At 37.2% G+C, this 16,173-nt stretch carries 18 protein-coding genes; 15 read left to right on the top strand and 3 right to left on the bottom strand.

The genetic code is table 11. The annotated features are described in order from the left end of the window. The first annotated feature begins 14 nt into the window (after positions 1–14). Positions 15–206: a zinc-finger domain-containing protein gene (locus tag GNT69_RS07115; protein ID WP_203554274.1), complete on the top strand. Its 192-nt coding sequence runs from the start codon at positions 15–17 to the stop codon at positions 204–206. Positions 207–266: 60 nt separating this feature from the next. On the opposite strand, the gene cspD is transcribed toward GNT69_RS07115, so the two are convergent. Beyond that, positions 267–467 carry a cold-shock protein CspD gene (gene cspD, locus GNT69_RS07110; protein ID WP_203554273.1) on the bottom strand — a complete coding sequence of 67 codons (201 nt, stop codon included), beginning with the start codon at positions 465–467 and terminating at the stop codon, positions 267–269. 272 nt (positions 468–739) lie between these two features. Here cspD and GNT69_RS07105 point away from each other — a divergent pair, with 272 nt between their 5' ends. The 3 genes from GNT69_RS07105 to mntR all read left to right on the top strand — a co-directional run bounded on the left by GNT69_RS07105 (position 740) and on the right by mntR (position 3,821). Continuing rightward, entirely contained in the window at positions 740–1,039 is a 300-nt protein-coding gene (locus GNT69_RS07105) for a hypothetical protein (protein WP_203554272.1), read from the top strand. A gap of 98 nt (positions 1,040–1,137) precedes the next feature. Further along, positions 1,138–3,300: a DNA topoisomerase III gene (locus tag GNT69_RS07100; RefSeq protein WP_203554271.1), complete on the top strand. Its 2,163-nt coding sequence runs from the start codon at positions 1,138–1,140 to the stop codon at positions 3,298–3,300. A gap of 80 nt (positions 3,301–3,380) precedes the next feature. Further along, complete coding sequence (mntR, locus tag GNT69_RS07095) at positions 3,381–3,821, top strand: transcriptional regulator MntR (protein WP_203554270.1); 441 nt, start codon at positions 3,381–3,383, stop codon at positions 3,819–3,821. 22 nt (positions 3,822–3,843) lie between these two features. On the opposite strand, the gene GNT69_RS07090 is transcribed toward mntR, so the two are convergent. Then, positions 3,844–4,062 (bottom strand): DUF3892 domain-containing protein, encoded by a 219-nt coding sequence (locus GNT69_RS07090; protein WP_203554269.1) that lies wholly within the window; start codon positions 4,060–4,062, stop codon positions 3,844–3,846. 114 nt (positions 4,063–4,176) lie between these two features. Further along, positions 4,177–5,085: a homoserine O-acetyltransferase MetA gene (gene metA / locus GNT69_RS07085; protein WP_203554268.1), complete on the bottom strand. Its 909-nt coding sequence runs from the start codon at positions 5,083–5,085 to the stop codon at positions 4,177–4,179. 161 nt (positions 5,086–5,246) lie between these two features. Between metA and GNT69_RS07080 the strand changes: the two genes are divergently transcribed. From GNT69_RS07080 to GNT69_RS07030, 11 genes are all read left to right on the top strand, one after another. Then, the gene (locus GNT69_RS07080; RefSeq protein ID WP_203554267.1) at positions 5,247–5,774 is read left to right on the top strand and encodes a hypothetical protein; all 528 of its coding nucleotides are present in this window, start codon (positions 5,247–5,249) and stop codon (positions 5,772–5,774) included. An 88-nt stretch (positions 5,775–5,862) separates the two neighbouring features. Continuing rightward, the gene (locus tag GNT69_RS07075; protein WP_239094088.1) at positions 5,863–6,714 is read left to right on the top strand and encodes a DegV family protein; all 852 of its coding nucleotides are present in this window, start codon (positions 5,863–5,865) and stop codon (positions 6,712–6,714) included. An 89-nt stretch (positions 6,715–6,803) separates the two neighbouring features. Next, positions 6,804–8,681 (top strand): ABC-F family ATP-binding cassette domain-containing protein, encoded by a 1,878-nt coding sequence (locus GNT69_RS07070; protein WP_203554266.1) that lies wholly within the window; start codon positions 6,804–6,806, stop codon positions 8,679–8,681. A gap of 93 nt (positions 8,682–8,774) precedes the next feature. Continuing rightward, a complete protein-coding gene (locus GNT69_RS07065; protein WP_203554265.1) occupies positions 8,775–9,899 on the top strand; it encodes a conserved virulence factor C family protein in 1,125 nt (374 codons plus the stop codon). 341 nt (positions 9,900–10,240) lie between these two features. Further along, the gene (locus GNT69_RS07060; RefSeq protein ID WP_203554264.1) at positions 10,241–11,401 is read left to right on the top strand and encodes a glucose-1-phosphate adenylyltransferase; all 1,161 of its coding nucleotides are present in this window, start codon (positions 10,241–10,243) and stop codon (positions 11,399–11,401) included. Positions 11,402–11,582: 181 nt separating this feature from the next. Further along, entirely contained in the window at positions 11,583–12,017 is a 435-nt protein-coding gene (locus tag GNT69_RS07055; RefSeq protein WP_203554263.1) for a BrxA/BrxB family bacilliredoxin, read from the top strand. A 102-nt stretch (positions 12,018–12,119) separates the two neighbouring features. Then, positions 12,120–12,896, top strand: coding sequence for a class I SAM-dependent methyltransferase (locus tag GNT69_RS07050; protein ID WP_203554262.1), 777 nt, complete (start codon positions 12,120–12,122; stop codon positions 12,894–12,896). A gap of 287 nt (positions 12,897–13,183) precedes the next feature. Beyond that, a complete protein-coding gene (locus tag GNT69_RS07045) occupies positions 13,184–13,771 on the top strand; it encodes a YpjP family protein (RefSeq protein ID WP_203554261.1) in 588 nt (195 codons plus the stop codon). A 154-nt stretch (positions 13,772–13,925) separates the two neighbouring features. Further along, positions 13,926–14,627, top strand: a complete 702-nt coding sequence (locus GNT69_RS07040) for an anthrax toxin lethal factor-related metalloendopeptidase (RefSeq protein ID WP_203554260.1) — start codon at positions 13,926–13,928, stop codon at positions 14,625–14,627. 100 nt (positions 14,628–14,727) lie between these two features. Next, positions 14,728–15,522 carry a thymidylate synthase gene (locus GNT69_RS07035; RefSeq protein WP_203554259.1) on the top strand — a complete coding sequence of 265 codons (795 nt, stop codon included), beginning with the start codon at positions 14,728–14,730 and terminating at the stop codon, positions 15,520–15,522. Then, positions 15,519–16,007 carry a dihydrofolate reductase gene (locus tag GNT69_RS07030; protein ID WP_203554258.1) on the top strand — a complete coding sequence of 163 codons (489 nt, stop codon included), beginning with the start codon at positions 15,519–15,521 and terminating at the stop codon, positions 16,005–16,007. The genes GNT69_RS07035 and GNT69_RS07030 overlap by 4 nt, the downstream gene beginning before the upstream one ends. The last annotated feature ends 166 nt before the right edge of the window (positions 16,008–16,173 follow it).

Here is a 16,173-nt window from a genome sequence, read left to right as displayed (position 1 = left end):
GGGTGCGATGATTTTTGAAACGGATTGAGATTCTTTCACAAGTAGAGGAGTTATTGTGTACATATTGTAAAGGTTGTTTTTTGAAAAAACAGCATAAAAAAGATTTCGGTAAGCGTTACGCTCATCGTTTTTGTATTACAAAATGCACTGTTGGCGAGAAAATCAAAGCCTGTGGGGAGGGCTTATCCGAACGTGACAGCGAGTAAGATTTAAAAAAGGCTGGCAAATATGCCAGCCTGGATTGAAAACGAATCATCAATCATCTATTATAATTTAACAACATTAGCAGCTTGTGGTCCGCGGTTTCCTTCAACGATTTCGAAAGAAACTTCTTCCCCTTCTTCTAGAGCCTTGTATCCTTCTCCTTGAATGGCACTGAAGTGTACAAATACATCGTCTCCGCCTTCAACTTCAATAAAACCGAAACCCTTTTCATTGTTGAACCATTTAACTTTACCGTTTTGCATGTTACTTTTTCCTCCTAAGCCTTTTCAAGACACTTCATTGTGTCCAAGTAAATATTTTTCATTTAAAAGAACATATTATTTTATCGCTATAATAATGATATATTCTGATAAATGATGCTTTAAATATACATGAAAGTACCATTGACAGTCAAGAAGCCTAATGTATCTTTCACATTAATTCACAATTATGGGGACGGATGTTAGCATTTTTGGAAAAGCATAAAAAAATTTACATTCTCATATCTTTTATTTAAAAGAAAAAGGGTGAGAAAATGTATCGCTTTTCAATCGCTAGTAATGATTGGGTTTTGAGGTTTACAGCCAATTTAGAGTTAGACGATGACGAAAGGGAAACGATTATTCAATCGATGATGTATATCGGTCCGAAATTAGGAGGTTTTTCCCATGGGGACTCGTTTATTATTTTTGACGAGAATATGGGTGTTATTGTTTTTCTTGTTGAAAAGATTCCAGCATTTATACTCACTGTGTTGACAGTTGTTTCAGAAGATGCTTGGTTTGTGAAAAGAAATTCAACGATTGATCCCTACCCTAATAAAGGAAATAAATAATGATTTTACTCTTGCATCTTTACCGTTAGATAGAAACTCGGATAATATATATAATAGATCTATACTTTTATTTTTGTGCGAAAGCTTTAGGAGGACCCATGAAATTAATTATCGCCGAAAAGCCTGATCAAGGTAGAACGCTTGCCTCCGTTTTTAAAACAAAAAAACGAGATGGTTATATTGAAATCCTTCCGAATGATATTTTTTCAGATGGTGCGTATGTAACGTGGGCCATCGGACATTTAACAGAATTAGCAGCTCCAGAGAAATATAACTCCTCTTGGAAAAAGTGGTCGCTAGAGACACTTCCAATTATTCCTTCTCATTTTAAATATGAAGTCGTTAAGGAGAAAACAAAGCAGTTTTCACTCATCCAACAATTAACCAATCACCCTGAAGTATCGGAAATTATCCATGCAGGTGATGCCGGGCGTGAAGGGGAGTTGATCATCAGAAATATTCTTCGACTAGCAAGATGTTCGAAACCGATAAAACGTCTTTGGATTTCTTCCTTGACTCCTAAATCTATCCGTGAAGGGTTCCGAAATCTTCTGCATGAATCGGATACAAAGAACTTATATTTTGAAGCCTATACACGCGCTTGTGCAGACTGGGTAGTAGGCATGAATGCTTCTAGGCTTTATACATTGCTTTTACAAAACCACGGATTTTCCGATGTGTTTTCGCTTGGGAGGGTTCAAACACCTACACTCTCTTTGATTGTAAAAAGGGAAGAGGAAATTGAAAAATTTGTGTCGGAGCCTTTCTGGGAGGTAGAGGCAAGTTTTAATTTAAACGGTAAAAAGTATAGTGGTAAATGGGAAAAAGGTGGAAACTCAAGGATTGATACGAAAGAGTTGGCAAACAGAATATCTTCATTTTGCGAAGGGAAACAAGCGGAAGCAATCAATGTGAAAAATGAGAAAAAAGATTTTTCACCTCCACTTTTTTATAATTTATCCGCTATTCAGGCAGACGCCAACAAAAAGTTTAAAATCTCACCGAAAAAAACACTTGATCTATTACAAGGCCTTTATCAACGAGGCATTATTTCTTATCCAAGATCAGATTCAAGGTATATTACTGAAGGTGAAGCCGAGGAATTTCCCGGCATATTAGCTAAAATTCGTGCAATCCAAGATTATAAAGAATTTTTCCCATTGCCAATCGAATCAATTAAAAACAATCAGAGGTATGTGAATGAGAAAAAGGTAACTGACCACTATGCGATTATACCAACTGAACAAGTTCCTGATTTAAACCGGTTAACAGCGGACGAAAGAAAGCTATATGATTTAATTGTAAGGTCAATCATTGCTGCGCATTTCCCGGCAGCAACTGCAGAGTACACAACGATTCGTACACTTGTTGATGGAAAAGCAGATTTTATTTCGAAGGGAAAAGTACAGCTTGAAGAAGGTTGGTATCGAGTACTCCCGCTTAGAGAAAAAGAGAAGGTTCCTGAACTCCCTAAAATTGTACAAGGTGATAAAGGACTAGTGTCAAAAACAGTTGTGAAAGAAAGTAAAACACAGCCACCGAAACGCTATACAGAAGGGCAATTAATAACATTAATGAAGACAGCCGGAAAGCATGTTGAAGACAAGCAATTAGAAAAGGTATTGATGAAAACCCAAGGGCTTGGTACTGAAGCTACTCGCGCAGGAATTATCATGATGTTAAAAAATCGCGCTTATATTAAAATTAACAAAAATCTTGTTTTTGCGACAGCAAAAGCGAAAATTCTCATGCAAGCACTTGGTGAGCAAGTCCTTGCATCTCCTGAAATGACAGGTAAATGGGAGCAGCGTTTAAAAGAAATTGGCGAAGGAACGGCCTCCCCTAAACAATTTATGGAGCAAACAAATAAATTGGTGGCACATCTTGTAGAAAAAACGGTAGCCGCTTCTAATCACTGGGGATTTGAGCCAGAGATCAAAGATGCCTTTGTTCCCGGTAAAAGACAAGGGAGGCAAAGGGGGGACACCAGCCTTGGGAGATGCCGGTTTTGTGAAGGGAGTATTGTCGATAAAGGCAGTTTTTATGGTTGTTCAAATTACCAGAAAACGAAATGTGATTTTACCATCTCAAAGAAAATCCTCGGAAAGACGATTACTCAAAAAAATATAAAACTTCTGCTCAAAAATGGAAGCACAGATTTTATCAATGGGTTTGCTAGTAAGAATAAGGAGTTCGCTGCTAAACTTCTATGGGATCAACAAGCAAGGAAAATAAAATTCGAATTTGCAAAACAGGACTGACAGAAGATGCCTATCTTGTAAATATCATTCATATATAGTAAAATTTAGTTGGGTATGGAATACATATTGGAGGGTAAGGGATGCCGACACCTAGTATGGAAGATTACATTGAACAGATTTATATTTTAATTGAAGATAAAGGATATGCAAGAGTTTCAGATATTGCGGAGGCACTGTCTGTCCATCCCTCCTCGGTCACAAAAATGGTCCAGAAATTGGATAAAGATCAATATTTAGTTTATGAAAAGTACCGTGGATTTGTCTTAACTGCAAAGGGAAATAAGACTGGAAAGCGCTTAGTTTATCGTCATGATCTTCTCGAACAATTGTTAAATATTATTGGCGTTAAAGAGGAAAATATTTACGAAGATGTAGAAGGTATTGAACACCATTTAAGTTGGGACGCGATTGACCGAATTGGGGATCTCGTTCAATACTTTGAAGAAGATGAAACAAGGATCCATGCTCTGCGTGAAATACAAAGAAAGAATGAAATAGAAGAGGAACATCCAAACACCTGACAGAACAGTCAGGTGTTTTTAATCATTCTAGTAATGGAAGATCATTTACATCCCGGAAATCATATTCAAATGGGTCATTTTGATTCAAAGTATCTTTAATATCTACTCCATTGATAACCCCCGCCTCGACTTCTTGTAAGGCTTTTCGGTAGGAAATGATTCTTCCATTAGAGGTTTTAAACGAGATGATTTCACCGAAATGATTTTTAAAAACGCCTGTGAGCTGTTCGTTATTCATCATAAATTCACTCCCTTTCTATGTTCTAGTTGTTTCTTTTTTTACGAGAGAGTAAACAGTGTTTGAAAAATTTTAAAAAGGAGCTTACCCGATAAGGGAAGCTCCTTTAACATCCTTTCATTTCCAATCAAATGGCGTTTGTTGGTAAACATAATAGTTAAGCCAATTTGAAAAGAATAAATGCGCATGTGAACGCCACGTGTTCACAGGGTTTTCATTAGGGTTGTCCTTAGGGAAGTAATGGACAGGAACAGGAACTGATAGCCCCCTTTCTATATCTCGTTCATATTCTTGAGCGAGTGTTTCTGTTTCATATTCTAAATGACCAGTCACCATTATATGTTTGCGATCTAGTGAATGGATGATAAAAGGACCTGCTTCTTCTGATGAGGATAATAATTTTAAATTTGGTGAGTTTAAAATCGCTTCCTCGGAAACATCGGTATACCGTGAATGGGGTGCATAAAAAACATCATCAAACCCGCGTAAGAGCATTTCTTTATTATCAAAAATTTTATGAGCAAAAACCCCTGAACATTTTGCCGGCAATTCAAATTTACCGATATCATAATGATAATATAGTGCGGCTTGGGCCCCCCAACAAATATGCAAGGTTGAAGTGACGTTCGTTTTCGTCCATTCGAAAATTTCAACAAGTTCATCCCAATAGTTCACTTCATTAAAGGGAATGAGTTCGATTGGTGCACCGGTAATAATCATACCGTCGAATTTCTTGTGTTTAACCTCAGCAAATGTTGTATAAAATTGATCCAGGTGATAACGACTTGTATTTTTTGATTCATAAGTAGCCGTCTTTAAAAAGGTGATATTAACCTGGAGTGGTGTATTGCCGAGCAAACGTAAAAACTGTGCCTCGGTTTTTTCCTTTTCTGGCATTAAGTTTAAAATAATGATATTCAATGGTCGGATATCCTGTTTATTCGCACGGTCTTCATCCATTATAAAGATGTTTTCCTCTTCAAGGATTTCTCGTGCCGGAAGAAGCTTAGGTATTTTGATTGGCAATGTATCCACCTCCTTATAACAATTATACAGGTATGTATAATTATAAGCGGACTTTTCGTAACTAGCAATTTAAGAATTGTTAAATTTCAAAAAAACTTAGAATAAATAAACAAACAAAATAATTGTATAATGAAACTTAAGAAAGAATGGGGGCGAAGAGATTGTTTGATCCAACAGCTTTTGACAATATTAAGGTTGTCGTAGAAGGGGCGATCTACGATAAAGATTTAGATGGGGATATACGAATTGTCGACCGGGATGATATTATTAATTTAGCGAAACTGTCAAGAAGATTTAGTTTATCTTTTTCTCTCAGTCACCAAAAAAGGAACTCAGTTATTGCTGTGCTTATCGTTGAAGCAGCATTAAAAAACTTGGCAGCAGAAATATTAGATCACGCCGAAACATCCCCACTAGCCGGTGCTGAAATCACCGTTAGCTTTTTGTTAACACATGAGGATGACCCAATATTATATAATGAAATCCAAAGATTATTAGAGACAATATGGGGAAATGACAGAACGATTAGTCAAGTCGCTAGTTTTCATCCTGTTAATAAAGGAACGCTAATCGAAAATAAAACAACGGTGCATTTTAATCGTCTTGTCAGGGAAGACCATATAGAAGATTTGACAGAAATGGTTGAGTATATGGTTATCTCTTTGCAAGAGTTAGAAAATATTATGTAAAATAAACGTAGAGAATAAAATTTATATTCACCTAACACATTAGATTGGAGTTAAGACCATATAATGAACATAACATAAGGAGGGATGAATGGTGAAAAGGATAGCGTGGGTTACCGATAGTACTGCCATATTAGATGAAGAGTTGGTCCAACATCCTGATTTATATCAAGTGCCTATGTCAATTATTCTTGATGGAGTCGAATATACTGACGGTGTTGATTTGTCAGCAAAACAGTTATATGAAAAACTAAAGACATTAAACGAACCTCCAAAAACATCACAGCCATCTGTTGGTGCCTTTAAAGAACTTTATGAGAAGTTGATGAAGGAATATGATGAAGTGATTGCTGTGCTTCTTTCCAAAAAGCTAAGCGGGACGATTGACTCAAGTGAGCAGGCATCAAAATTGCTTACCAAACCGATTGCCACCATTGATTCAAAAATTCTTACATACCCACAAACAGTCCTCATTAAAAAGGGAATGGAACTTTCTAGAAACGGGGCAAATGTTCAAGAAATTAAAGAGCAACTGGAGGAAATCCGGAATACAAACGAGACGTATGTCCTTGTTGGAAGTTTAGAACAATTGCATCGAAGTGGCCGAATGTCGAGTGCAAAGTTTTTTCTCGGCAGCGTTTTGAACGTTAAACCAATTATTTCGATTATTGACGGAGCGCTGGAAGTAAAGGATAAAGCACGTAGTGAGAAAAAAGCAAAGGAAAAAATCTTCGGTTACTTTCGAACTTCCTATCAAAAGCATCGGTTTAACGAAGCCTATTTACTTTATGGTCTTCATGTAGAAACAGCCAATCAATGGAAAAAAGAATTGGAAGTAGAATTTGAAGAAGTCACTTTTTCTAGCTATCCTTTGGGTGCGGTCATCGGGGTACATGCAGGTGAAAATACAATTGGGATTAGTTGGTATAATGATAAAAGATAGGTACCATCATAGTATGGTGCTTTTTTAAATTTTGCGATTTTAATATGATAAAATATACAATAACTATACAATGAATGGAATGGTTAAGTTTGAAAATGATCTCAATTGAAAATCTGACGAAATCTTATGGGGAAAAAATTTTATTTAACGATATCAATTTTACAATTGGAGAGCGTGAACGAGTCGGTTTAATTGGTGTAAACGGCACAGGAAAGTCTTCGCTCTTGAAAATTGTCGCTAGAGTGGATCAAGCAGATGCAGGGGAAATCAACACGGGGAAGGATTACCGAATTAGCTATTTATCACAACAACCAGAACTACAGTCTGATCGAGTTGTTCTTGAACAGGTGTTTCAAGGTGAGGCTCCAATCTTAAAGCTAATGAGAGAATATGAGCATACATTATTAGAATTGTCTAAGGACAATGAGAATCCATTCCTTCAAGAAGAGTTAATTAAATTGCAACAGCGGATGGATAGGGAAAATGCTTGGGATGCGAATACAGCTGCAAAAACAATTTTAATGAAATTGGGGATTACAGATTTTACGAAAAAGGTTGGGGAGCTTTCGGGTGGTCAGAAAAAACGGGTAGCACTAGCCCAAGTGTTGATTGAAGCACCTGACTTACTCATTTTAGATGAGCCAACAAACCACCTCGATTTTGAATCTGTAAAATGGTTGGAGGACTTTTTAAGTCGTTATACCGGGTCGCTTTTGCTTGTGACCCATGATCGTTATTTTCTGGACCGGGTGTCAAACCGAATATTTGAATTAGACGGTGGTGCGCTTTATAGCTATAAAGGGAATTATGCTAGTTTTCTAGAAGCAAAGGCCATTCGTGAGGAAAATGAGGCGGCAACACTAGAAAAGAAAAGGAATCTTTTTCGAAATGAGTTAGAGTGGATTCGCCGAGGAGCAAAAGCGCGGACAACAAAGCAAAAAGCGAGAATTCAGCGCTTCGACCAGCTAGAATCTGAGGTGAGTCCAAATAAAGGAACAGAAAAAATAGACATTTCTTTAAACGGCAGTCGCCTTGGCAAACAAGTTCTAGAGTTAAAGTCGGCATCAAAGTCATTTGAAAATAAAGTGATTTTCCAGGACTTCAATTTGCTTGTAAAGCCCGGAGGTCGGATAGGGATTATTGGAAGAAATGGATCTGGAAAGTCGACTTTGCTGAATATTCTCGCGAAAAAGCTTCCACTTGATTCAGGTGAATTAATTACTGGCCAGACAGTTAAAATCGCCTATTATACCCAGGAGAATGAAGGATTAGACGAGAATAAGCGCATGATTGAATACTTAAAAGAAACAGCGCAAATCGTTCATACTTCTGATGGAAAAACCATTTCAGCCTCGCAAATGCTCGAGAGGTTTCTGTTCCCTCCTTTCACACATGGTTCCCCGATTAAAAAGCTCTCTGGTGGTGAAAAACGAAGATTATACTTGCTGAAACTATTGATGGAGGAACCGAATGTCCTATTGTTAGATGAACCGACGAATGATCTCGATACGCAAACTTTGACCATACTTGAGGATTATCTTGAAGATTTCCCGGGTGTAGTTATTACTGTTTCACATGATCGGTACTTTCTTGATAAAGTGGTTGATGAATTATTAGTTCTGGAAGGAAATGGAGATATTTCGCTCCATTTTGGGAATTACACTGAGTACTTGGAAAAGCAGAATATCAAAGAAATGCCTGCTAATGACCATAAAAAGGAAAAGCTTGAAGTCGATAATAAGCCAAAGAAAAAGAAAATGTCCTATATGGAAAAAAGAGAATGGGAAGAGATTGAAGATAAAATTACGGCGATCGAAACCAGGATAGAGGAAATTCAAGGCGAAATGGCTGGCATTGGCAGTGACTTTGAAAAAGGTCAAAACCTTATGACGGAGGAGGGAGAGTTGAACGAACAATTAGAGAATCTAATTGAAAGATGGAGCTATTTATCAGAGTTAGCAGATTAAGCTTGCGAATTAGACTTATAAGCATAGTCAATGAAACGTCATTTCTATATATGGTAAAATAGGATTAATTTTAAAGCATATAGGGGTGGGATAATGAAAATTACTTCGATCGAGCCAACTCCAAGCCCGAATACGATGAAAATAAATTTAGCCGAAGAACTTCCAATGGGGAAAAGTCATAATTATAAAAAGGATTCATTAGCAGGGGCACCGGAAGTGATTCAAAAAATTCTTTCCATTGAAGGAGTAAAAGGTGTATATCATGTTGCGGATTTTTTGGCGATAGAAAGAAATGCACGGTTTGAATGGCAAGTTATTTTACCGAAAGTAAGAAAAGCTTTTGGACAAGGTAATGAAGATAGTAAAAGGACCGAAAATCATATTAATGCCCATTTTGGTGAAACAAAAGTACAGGTGCACATGTATAAAGGAGTGCCAGTCCAAATTAAGTTGACAGATGGAACAGAAGAAAAACGGATTGCTCTCCCAGAAGTGTTTGCTAAAGCGGCGCTTGCCGTTCAAGGACCTGATGATAATCTTGTTATGGTAAGGAAGTGGAAGGATTACGGTGTTCGATACGGCATTATGGACGAGATTGGTGCTGAGATGAAGGAAGAATTAATGGCTGCATATCCTTCAGAGAGACTCGAACAACTCATAACTGAAGCAAAAAAACCAGTGAAGAAACCATCTTCCATGGCTCGAAAGCAAGTGAGAATGGACGAATTTAGCCACCCTGATTGGCGAAAGCGATATCAGTTATTAGAACAACTGCCTGACCCAACGATTGATGATTTGCCATTGTTGGCTAGAGCATTAGAGGATGAAAAGGCTTCGATTCGAAGGCTTGCTACTGTGTACTTTGGCATGATTGAAGATAAAGCGGTATTACCCTATTTGTATAACGCTTTAAAGGATAAGAATGTAACTGTAAGAAGGACAGCGGGAGACTGTTTGTCGGATTTGGGCTTTCCCGAAGCGTGCGATGCAATGATAGCAGCGCTAAAAGATGAAAGCAAACTTGTCCGTTGGCGTGCTGCAATGTTTTTATATGAAGTTGGAGACGAAAATGCACTTCCAGCATTAAAAGCAGCAGAATCCGACCCGGAATTTGAAGTGAGTCTGCAAATAAAGTTAGCCATCTCTCGGATTGAACAAGGGGAAGAAGCAAAAGGTTCTGTATGGAAACAAATGACAGAATCAAGAAAAAGAAAATAAAATGAACAAACCTGTCTAAATAAGACAGGTTTGTTCATTTTGTTTTCAAAGCCGATCATCGTCAAAATAAAACATCTATAACTTTAGTGCTATTTTATCGCGTTAATTTGACAAATTAGAAAGAGAATTTTCACTATAATTAAAACTTTTCATGTGAATGACTGAAAGAATGTCATAAGATTGAAAAGTTGGTCGATAAGTTTAGGTTTAAAAACTAAAAATCCTTTGATAAATTTAAAGGGATAAACAATTTAAAAAATATAAAGAAACAGCTATGGTCAACTTTGGTTTAAGTGAATTGGTGAAAGTCACCTAAAATATAAATACCAAAGGAGAATTTTATGGCAAGGAGAGAGATCCTGACATTATTATTGGCAGGTGGAAGGGGTACAAGACTAAAAAAACTTACTGAAAAAATAGCTAAGCCGGCGGTCCCTTTTGGGGGGAAGTATCGTATTATTGATTTTGCTTTAAGTAATTGCCGAAATTCGGGGATGGAAGCTGTAGGAGTTCTAACTCAATATCAACCACATGTATTACAAAATTATATTAGTAATGGTGCTACGTGGGAATTAAATCAAAAAAATGGCGGAATCACTTTTCTCCCTCCTTTTCAATGCGATGACATGGATCATTGGTATGAAGGTACCGCACAAGCGATTGCACAAAATCGCCAATTCATTGAGTACTATGATCCCGAGTATGTACTAGTCATTTCAGGTGATCAAATTTATAAAATGGACTATAATAAGTTGCTTCAGGTACATAAAAAAAATCTCGCAGATGCTACAATCGCTTTGTCACATGTTCCGTGGAAGGATGCATCAAGATATGGAATAATGGATGTGGATCCAGAATCACAAGAAATCCTCGGGTTTGAAGAAAAACCTCTCAGTCCTCAATCGAATCTTGCATCAATGGGTATATACATTTTCAATTGGAGTACATTAAAAACGATTTTTGAACAGTTTCAACAGGATAAAGTAACTTTTTATGATTTTGCGAAGGATATCATCCCTTTTATGCTAACAGCAAATTATCGGTTATTTGCTTATCCGTTCGAAGGATATTGGAAAGATGTTGGAACTATTGAGAGTTTTTGGGAAGCAAATATGGATTTATTAAATGCACATACGAACCTGTTTCTCCAACAGAAAGAGTGGTCTATCTATACTGCTGAGACGACTCTTCCACCGCCCTATTTAGATGAGGAAGCATATATTAAACAATCGTTACTGAGTGAAGGGTGTGAAATTTTCGGCAATTTATTGCATTCTGTTATCTCACCTGGTGTCACCGTTGGACGGGGTTCGGTAATAAAAAACTCAGTCGTTTTACCCAACGCCATTATTGGTAAAAATATAAGGATAGAGAATGCAGTTGTTAGTGAAGATGTTTGGGTTGAACGTAATTGCAAAATGAAGGAAACACTAGGAGATATTTTGTTGATTGGTGGAAAGGAATCAACCATTGTTGATTTATCGCAGACTAACGGGCAGTAATATCTCCACTTCAAGACTTTGAGGAGACGATAAGGGATAAGTGAGGGATGGAGAAAGCCCCCCTCTTATGGAAGTTTCGCTTTATCGTGAGAAGGGGAAATTGGTTGCGATTTTCCTACATTGCATTAAGTAATAAAAGATAGTATGCTAACACTGCAATAAACGTCAGGAGGGATTTTTTATGTCAATGGCTTATGAAGAATATATGAGACAAATGGTAAAGCCGATGCGTGAAGAGCTTGTTCAAGCAGGTTTTAAGGAATTGTTAACACCTGAAGAAGTTGAGGAATTTGTTGTAAATGCAAATGGTACTACACTTGTTGTCATAAACTCTGTCTGTGGCTGTGCTGCTGGTCTTGCGCGTCCAGCAGTGACGCAGACACTTCTTCGTACCGAGAAAAAGCCGGATCATCTTGTAACGGTATTTGCTGGCCAGGAAAAGGACGCTACAGCTAAAATGCGTGAATATTTTACCGGGATAGAGCCGTCCTCACCATCAATGGCTTTAATGAAAGGGAAAGAAGTCGTTCATTTCATTCCCCGCCATGAGATTGAAGGCAAATCAATGGAAGAAATTATGCAAAATTTAAATTCAGCATTTGAGGCTAATTGTTAAAAAGCTGATAGGTAAAAGGATGTCGCTGACGTCCTTTTTCTTATGTTAATTTGTAGCTGTTTCTAAATGGTCGTTGTATGAAAGTTCTGAGGGTGAGGATATATGATTATTACAACTGCAGGAAGAACAAATAAAGAAATGGTCATAAGAGCAAAACAGATAGGAATTGAATTAGGTTTAACTTATGTTCACCGGAACAAAAGGTCAGTACAGGCAATTATGGAAATTGAGCAGGCGGACTGTATCGTTGTCAGCAAAAATCGAATGGAGTTGTATCCTTATGGAGAAACTGAGCCTTTTTTCTTCCATCCTAACTCATCGATGTTTCGGGTAAAAAGGCTCAAGAAAGGAGAGAGTGACCCGTTCGTAGAAGCAGCTCAATTAGAGTTGGGGATGAGTGTTTTGGATTGTACACTTGGATTAGCATCTGACAGTATTGTAGCTAGCTATTCTGTTGGATTTACTGGAAAAATAATCGGAATTGAAGCAAATCCCTTTTTAGCTTTCATTGTTCAACAAGGCTTGCAATCTTGGCAATCGGGAATGGATGAAATGGATGAAGCAATGAGGAATATTTCTGTCATACAAGGTCATTCTCTTGAGGTTATGCGTACGCTGGCTGACGATAGTGTTGACTGTGTATATTTTGATCCGATGTTTGAAGAAAGTATTCTTGAATCAGATGGGATTAGAAATTTAACAAAATTTGCTAGAATCGAGGGGATATCGGATAATATGATAAGTGAGGCATTAAGGATTGCCAGAAAGCGAATTATCTTAAAAGATCATTATCGAAGTCCACGTTTTGCTCAATTTAATTTTAAAGTGTATAAGCGAAAATCAGCTAAGTTTCATTTTGGTGTCATAGAAAAAACCTGAAAGAATTTCTCTCAGGTTTTATTTCAGTCGATTGCACAAAGGTAAATAAAATAACCTAGCATTGCAAAACTAATTAAAGCAACAATCCATTCCACTTCTTTCCCCTCCTTTTTCATGTTCTTTGTAAAATTATATATATACCTACTGTAAATATACCTAGTATCGCCATATTAAACTAAATTTATCCTTTTTTCCTCGTAGAAAACACTGTATAATAGATACATATTAAATGAAAAACTAAATGCTGCTCCTAATTTTTTTGGAATTAGCATACGGGGGGATAGAGAATGCCATTTTGGCTGAGAAGATCGCTCGTCGTATTGATATCTATATTTACGTTTGGAATGGTTTCGCCGGCTCAAGCTTCTGAGTTATTATTAGCTGATCAACAAAAAAGTGGAGATAAATCAGATGTTGTTGAGACGTCAGCGATTGAAACAGAAAGCTTTTTTGCAGAAGAAATTGGTAAACCTTCAGAGAATATCGTTAATAGACTGATCAAACAAGCTGAAGAAAAGTCGTTTGAAAAGTTTGGTGACAGAATTGGACCTGTCATTGAAGATGAATTCCGCCAAATGATCCTTCCAAATATCGAACAAGTGATTACCATGATTTCTGCTGATTTTTCAGAGGAAGAGTTAGAATATATCGCCATTACAGAAGTTCCCAGTGGTGGCCATTCAGAGAAAATCTTTCATATTTCCTGCAAGGATAATGTTGAATTAATCCGTTTTCATGTAAGGCGAGATCGCCCACCGCATCAAGGGTATTGGTTTAATTTTCATTATCATACTTACCACGACCAATTTTCATCCCATTATGAATTAGGAACGATTTATTGGGATAAAAACACTCCACCGAACTGGAGAAGTTGAAATAGCAAAAGGAAAGCAATATCTAGCTTCGCTATGATTTCTTTCCTTTTTTTTATTTAATGACCTTTCCTAATATTGTAAACTACTAAAAGCGCTAAACGACTGATTCCTATGTTATAATTTTAGTAGAATAATAAAAGGGAGGGGAAACATAGTGCGTAAACTAACTTACTTTCTGCTTATTATTGTTTCTACCCTTATTCTTCCCGGAAGCTTACATGCGAATGTGGGGGGGATTGCACTTAAAGAGTTCCCGAAACAAAGTTTATTATTTGAGTCGTTGGATAGTAATCATCCTAAGTTACTTGGCGACATCTTTTTACTCCCCGAAGGACCGTTTAATCATGAAGAAGCAGCTGAAATTATTTCTAGAATTGATACCTTGCCTGAAACATTGTTAAGAAAGATTGTTGAAAATAGGATTCATGTCGTTCTTATAAACGAAAAACTGACTGAACACCCATCAGCCAGGACTCTAGCCGGAGTTACTCCACGAGGTTATTCAACCGATAAAACTTGGGATGACGTCCCTGGGATTGGAGGTTCAAAAACAGTATTAGTAAAAATTGGCCATAGTGAAAAAGGGCAGGGACATAGCTCTGTAAATCTTGAGCTCCATGAACTTGCTCACTCAATCGACCGCCATGTATATAAAAAAATTCGGGAAAATCAAGATTTCCTTGAGATTTGGAAGCTGGAAAGAAAAAACCTTTTTCCTGGTTTACCTTATTTTCTTCATTATCCTGAAGAGTACTTTGCGGAAACATTTGCGATGTACTATCTTGATGGAGAATACCGCAAACGATTAAAGAATGTAGCGCCGGAAACTTATCGATTCATAAGGAGCCTAGAGTAAAGGCGGAACCGACAAACGATTGTTTGTCGTTTTTATATGTGGAAATTAAAGGCGAGGTCATATAAAATAAGAACTATTGGTAAACGAAGGTGGGGTTTTTTTGAAACAATATTTAGATTTATGTAATCATTTGCTAGAAAACGGTACAAAGAAAGAAGATCGAACTGGGACAGGGACACTCAGTACTTTTGGTTACCAAATGAGATTTGATTTACAAGCAGGGTTTCCACTAGTAACGACGAAGAAACTTCATTTAAGAAGTATCATTCATGAGCTCTTATGGTTTTTAAAAGGAGACACGAATGTAAAATACCTTCAAGATAATGGTGTTCGTATATGGAATGAATGGGCAGATGAAAACGGTGAATTAGGACCAGTATATGGTCACCAATGGAGGTCGTGGCCGACTCCAGATGGAAAAAGTATTGATCAAATTAGCAATTTAATTGATCAAATTAAAAAGAATCCAGATTCTCGGAGACTGATTGTCAGTGCTTGGAACGTCGCTGATATGGATAATATGGCTCTACCACCATGTCACTGTTTATTTCAATTTTATGTTGCTGAGGGAAAACTCTCATGTCAGCTATACCAAAGAAGTGCGGACGTGTTCTTAGGAGTTCCTTTTAACATTGCCTCATATGCATTGTTGACGATGATGGTTGCACAAGTTTGTGATCTTGAGCCTGGTGATTTCATCCATACTATGGGAGATGCCCATATTTATTCGAATCATATCGAACAGGTAAAACTGCAATTAACAAGGGAGCCTAGGGCGTTACCTAAAATGAAATTAAATGCGGATGTAAAAGATATTTCAGGCTTCTGTTTTGGGGACTTTACGCTAGAAGGATATGACCCGCATCCACATATTAAAGGAGTCGTAAGTGTATGATATCATTGATTTGGGCGATGGATGAAAATCGGGTTATTGGTAGCTATAACAAGCTCCCTTGGCATATACCCGGGGATTTGAAATTCTTTAAAAAAGTAACAATGGGGCATCCGATTGTAATGGGACGAAAAACTCATGAATCGATCGGCAAGCCGCTTCCTGGCCGTGAAAATATTATTATTACTCGAGATCGACAATATAAAAGTGAGGGATGTTTGGTTCTCCATTCGATTGATGAATTGCTAGAGTATGAATCGAAAACAGCAGAAGAAGTATTTGTTATTGGTGGGGCAGAAATCTTTAAGGAAATCATCCCTCATGCGAATCGGCTTTACTTGACAATGATTCATCACCAATTTGATGGGGATACTTATTTTCCGGTTTTCCACATGGATGAATGGGAACTAGAAACAAGACAGATAGGGATAAAAGATGAGAAAAATCCTTATGACTATGAATTTTTAATCTATAAGCGTAAATCATAAGCAGCCTATGTGCTGCTTTTTTAAATGAATGAATTAAGAAATAAGATATTGGCAAATTTTCCGTTATAGTGTTTATCCATCAAAAATAAAAACTGGATACAATGATCTTTGATAAAGCAAAAAGAAGGTACTTTTTTAATTTAAACATGTATGTAAAAGATAAAAA

It is taken from the genome of Bacillus sp. B15-48, from assembly GCF_016879755.1.
Taxonomy (GTDB): Bacteria; Bacillota; Bacilli; order Bacillales; family Cytobacillaceae; genus Mesobacillus_B.
This window is presented reverse-complemented; position numbering and strand designations above follow the sequence as displayed.

Bases quoted from the DNA above. Each gene is read 5' to 3' on its own strand.
- cspD (WP_203554273.1), bottom strand. From the start codon at position 467: ATGCAAAACGGTAAAGTTAAATGGTTCAACAATGAAAAGGGTTTCGGT.
- GNT69_RS07105 (WP_203554272.1), top strand. From the start codon at position 740: ATGTATCGCTTTTCAATCGCTAGTAATGATTGGGTTTTGAGGTTTACA.
- GNT69_RS07100 (WP_203554271.1), top strand. From the start codon at position 1,138: ATGAAATTAATTATCGCCGAAAAGCCTGATCAAGGTAGAACGCTTGCC.
- mntR (WP_203554270.1), top strand. From the start codon at position 3,381: ATGCCGACACCTAGTATGGAAGATTACATTGAACAGATTTATATTTTA.
- GNT69_RS07090 (WP_203554269.1), bottom strand. From the start codon at position 4,062: ATGATGAATAACGAACAGCTCACAGGCGTTTTTAAAAATCATTTCGGT.
- GNT69_RS07075 (WP_239094088.1), top strand. From the start codon at position 5,863: ATGGTGAAAAGGATAGCGTGGGTTACCGATAGTACTGCCATATTAGAT.
- GNT69_RS07065 (WP_203554265.1), top strand. From the start codon at position 8,775: ATGAAAATTACTTCGATCGAGCCAACTCCAAGCCCGAATACGATGAAA.
- GNT69_RS07060 (WP_203554264.1), top strand. From the start codon at position 10,241: ATGGCAAGGAGAGAGATCCTGACATTATTATTGGCAGGTGGAAGGGGT.
- GNT69_RS07055 (WP_203554263.1), top strand. From the start codon at position 11,583: ATGTCAATGGCTTATGAAGAATATATGAGACAAATGGTAAAGCCGATG.
- GNT69_RS07050 (WP_203554262.1), top strand. From the start codon at position 12,120: ATGATTATTACAACTGCAGGAAGAACAAATAAAGAAATGGTCATAAGA.
- GNT69_RS07045 (WP_203554261.1), top strand. From the start codon at position 13,184: ATGCCATTTTGGCTGAGAAGATCGCTCGTCGTATTGATATCTATATTT.
- GNT69_RS07030 (WP_203554258.1), top strand. From the start codon at position 15,519: ATGATATCATTGATTTGGGCGATGGATGAAAATCGGGTTATTGGTAGC.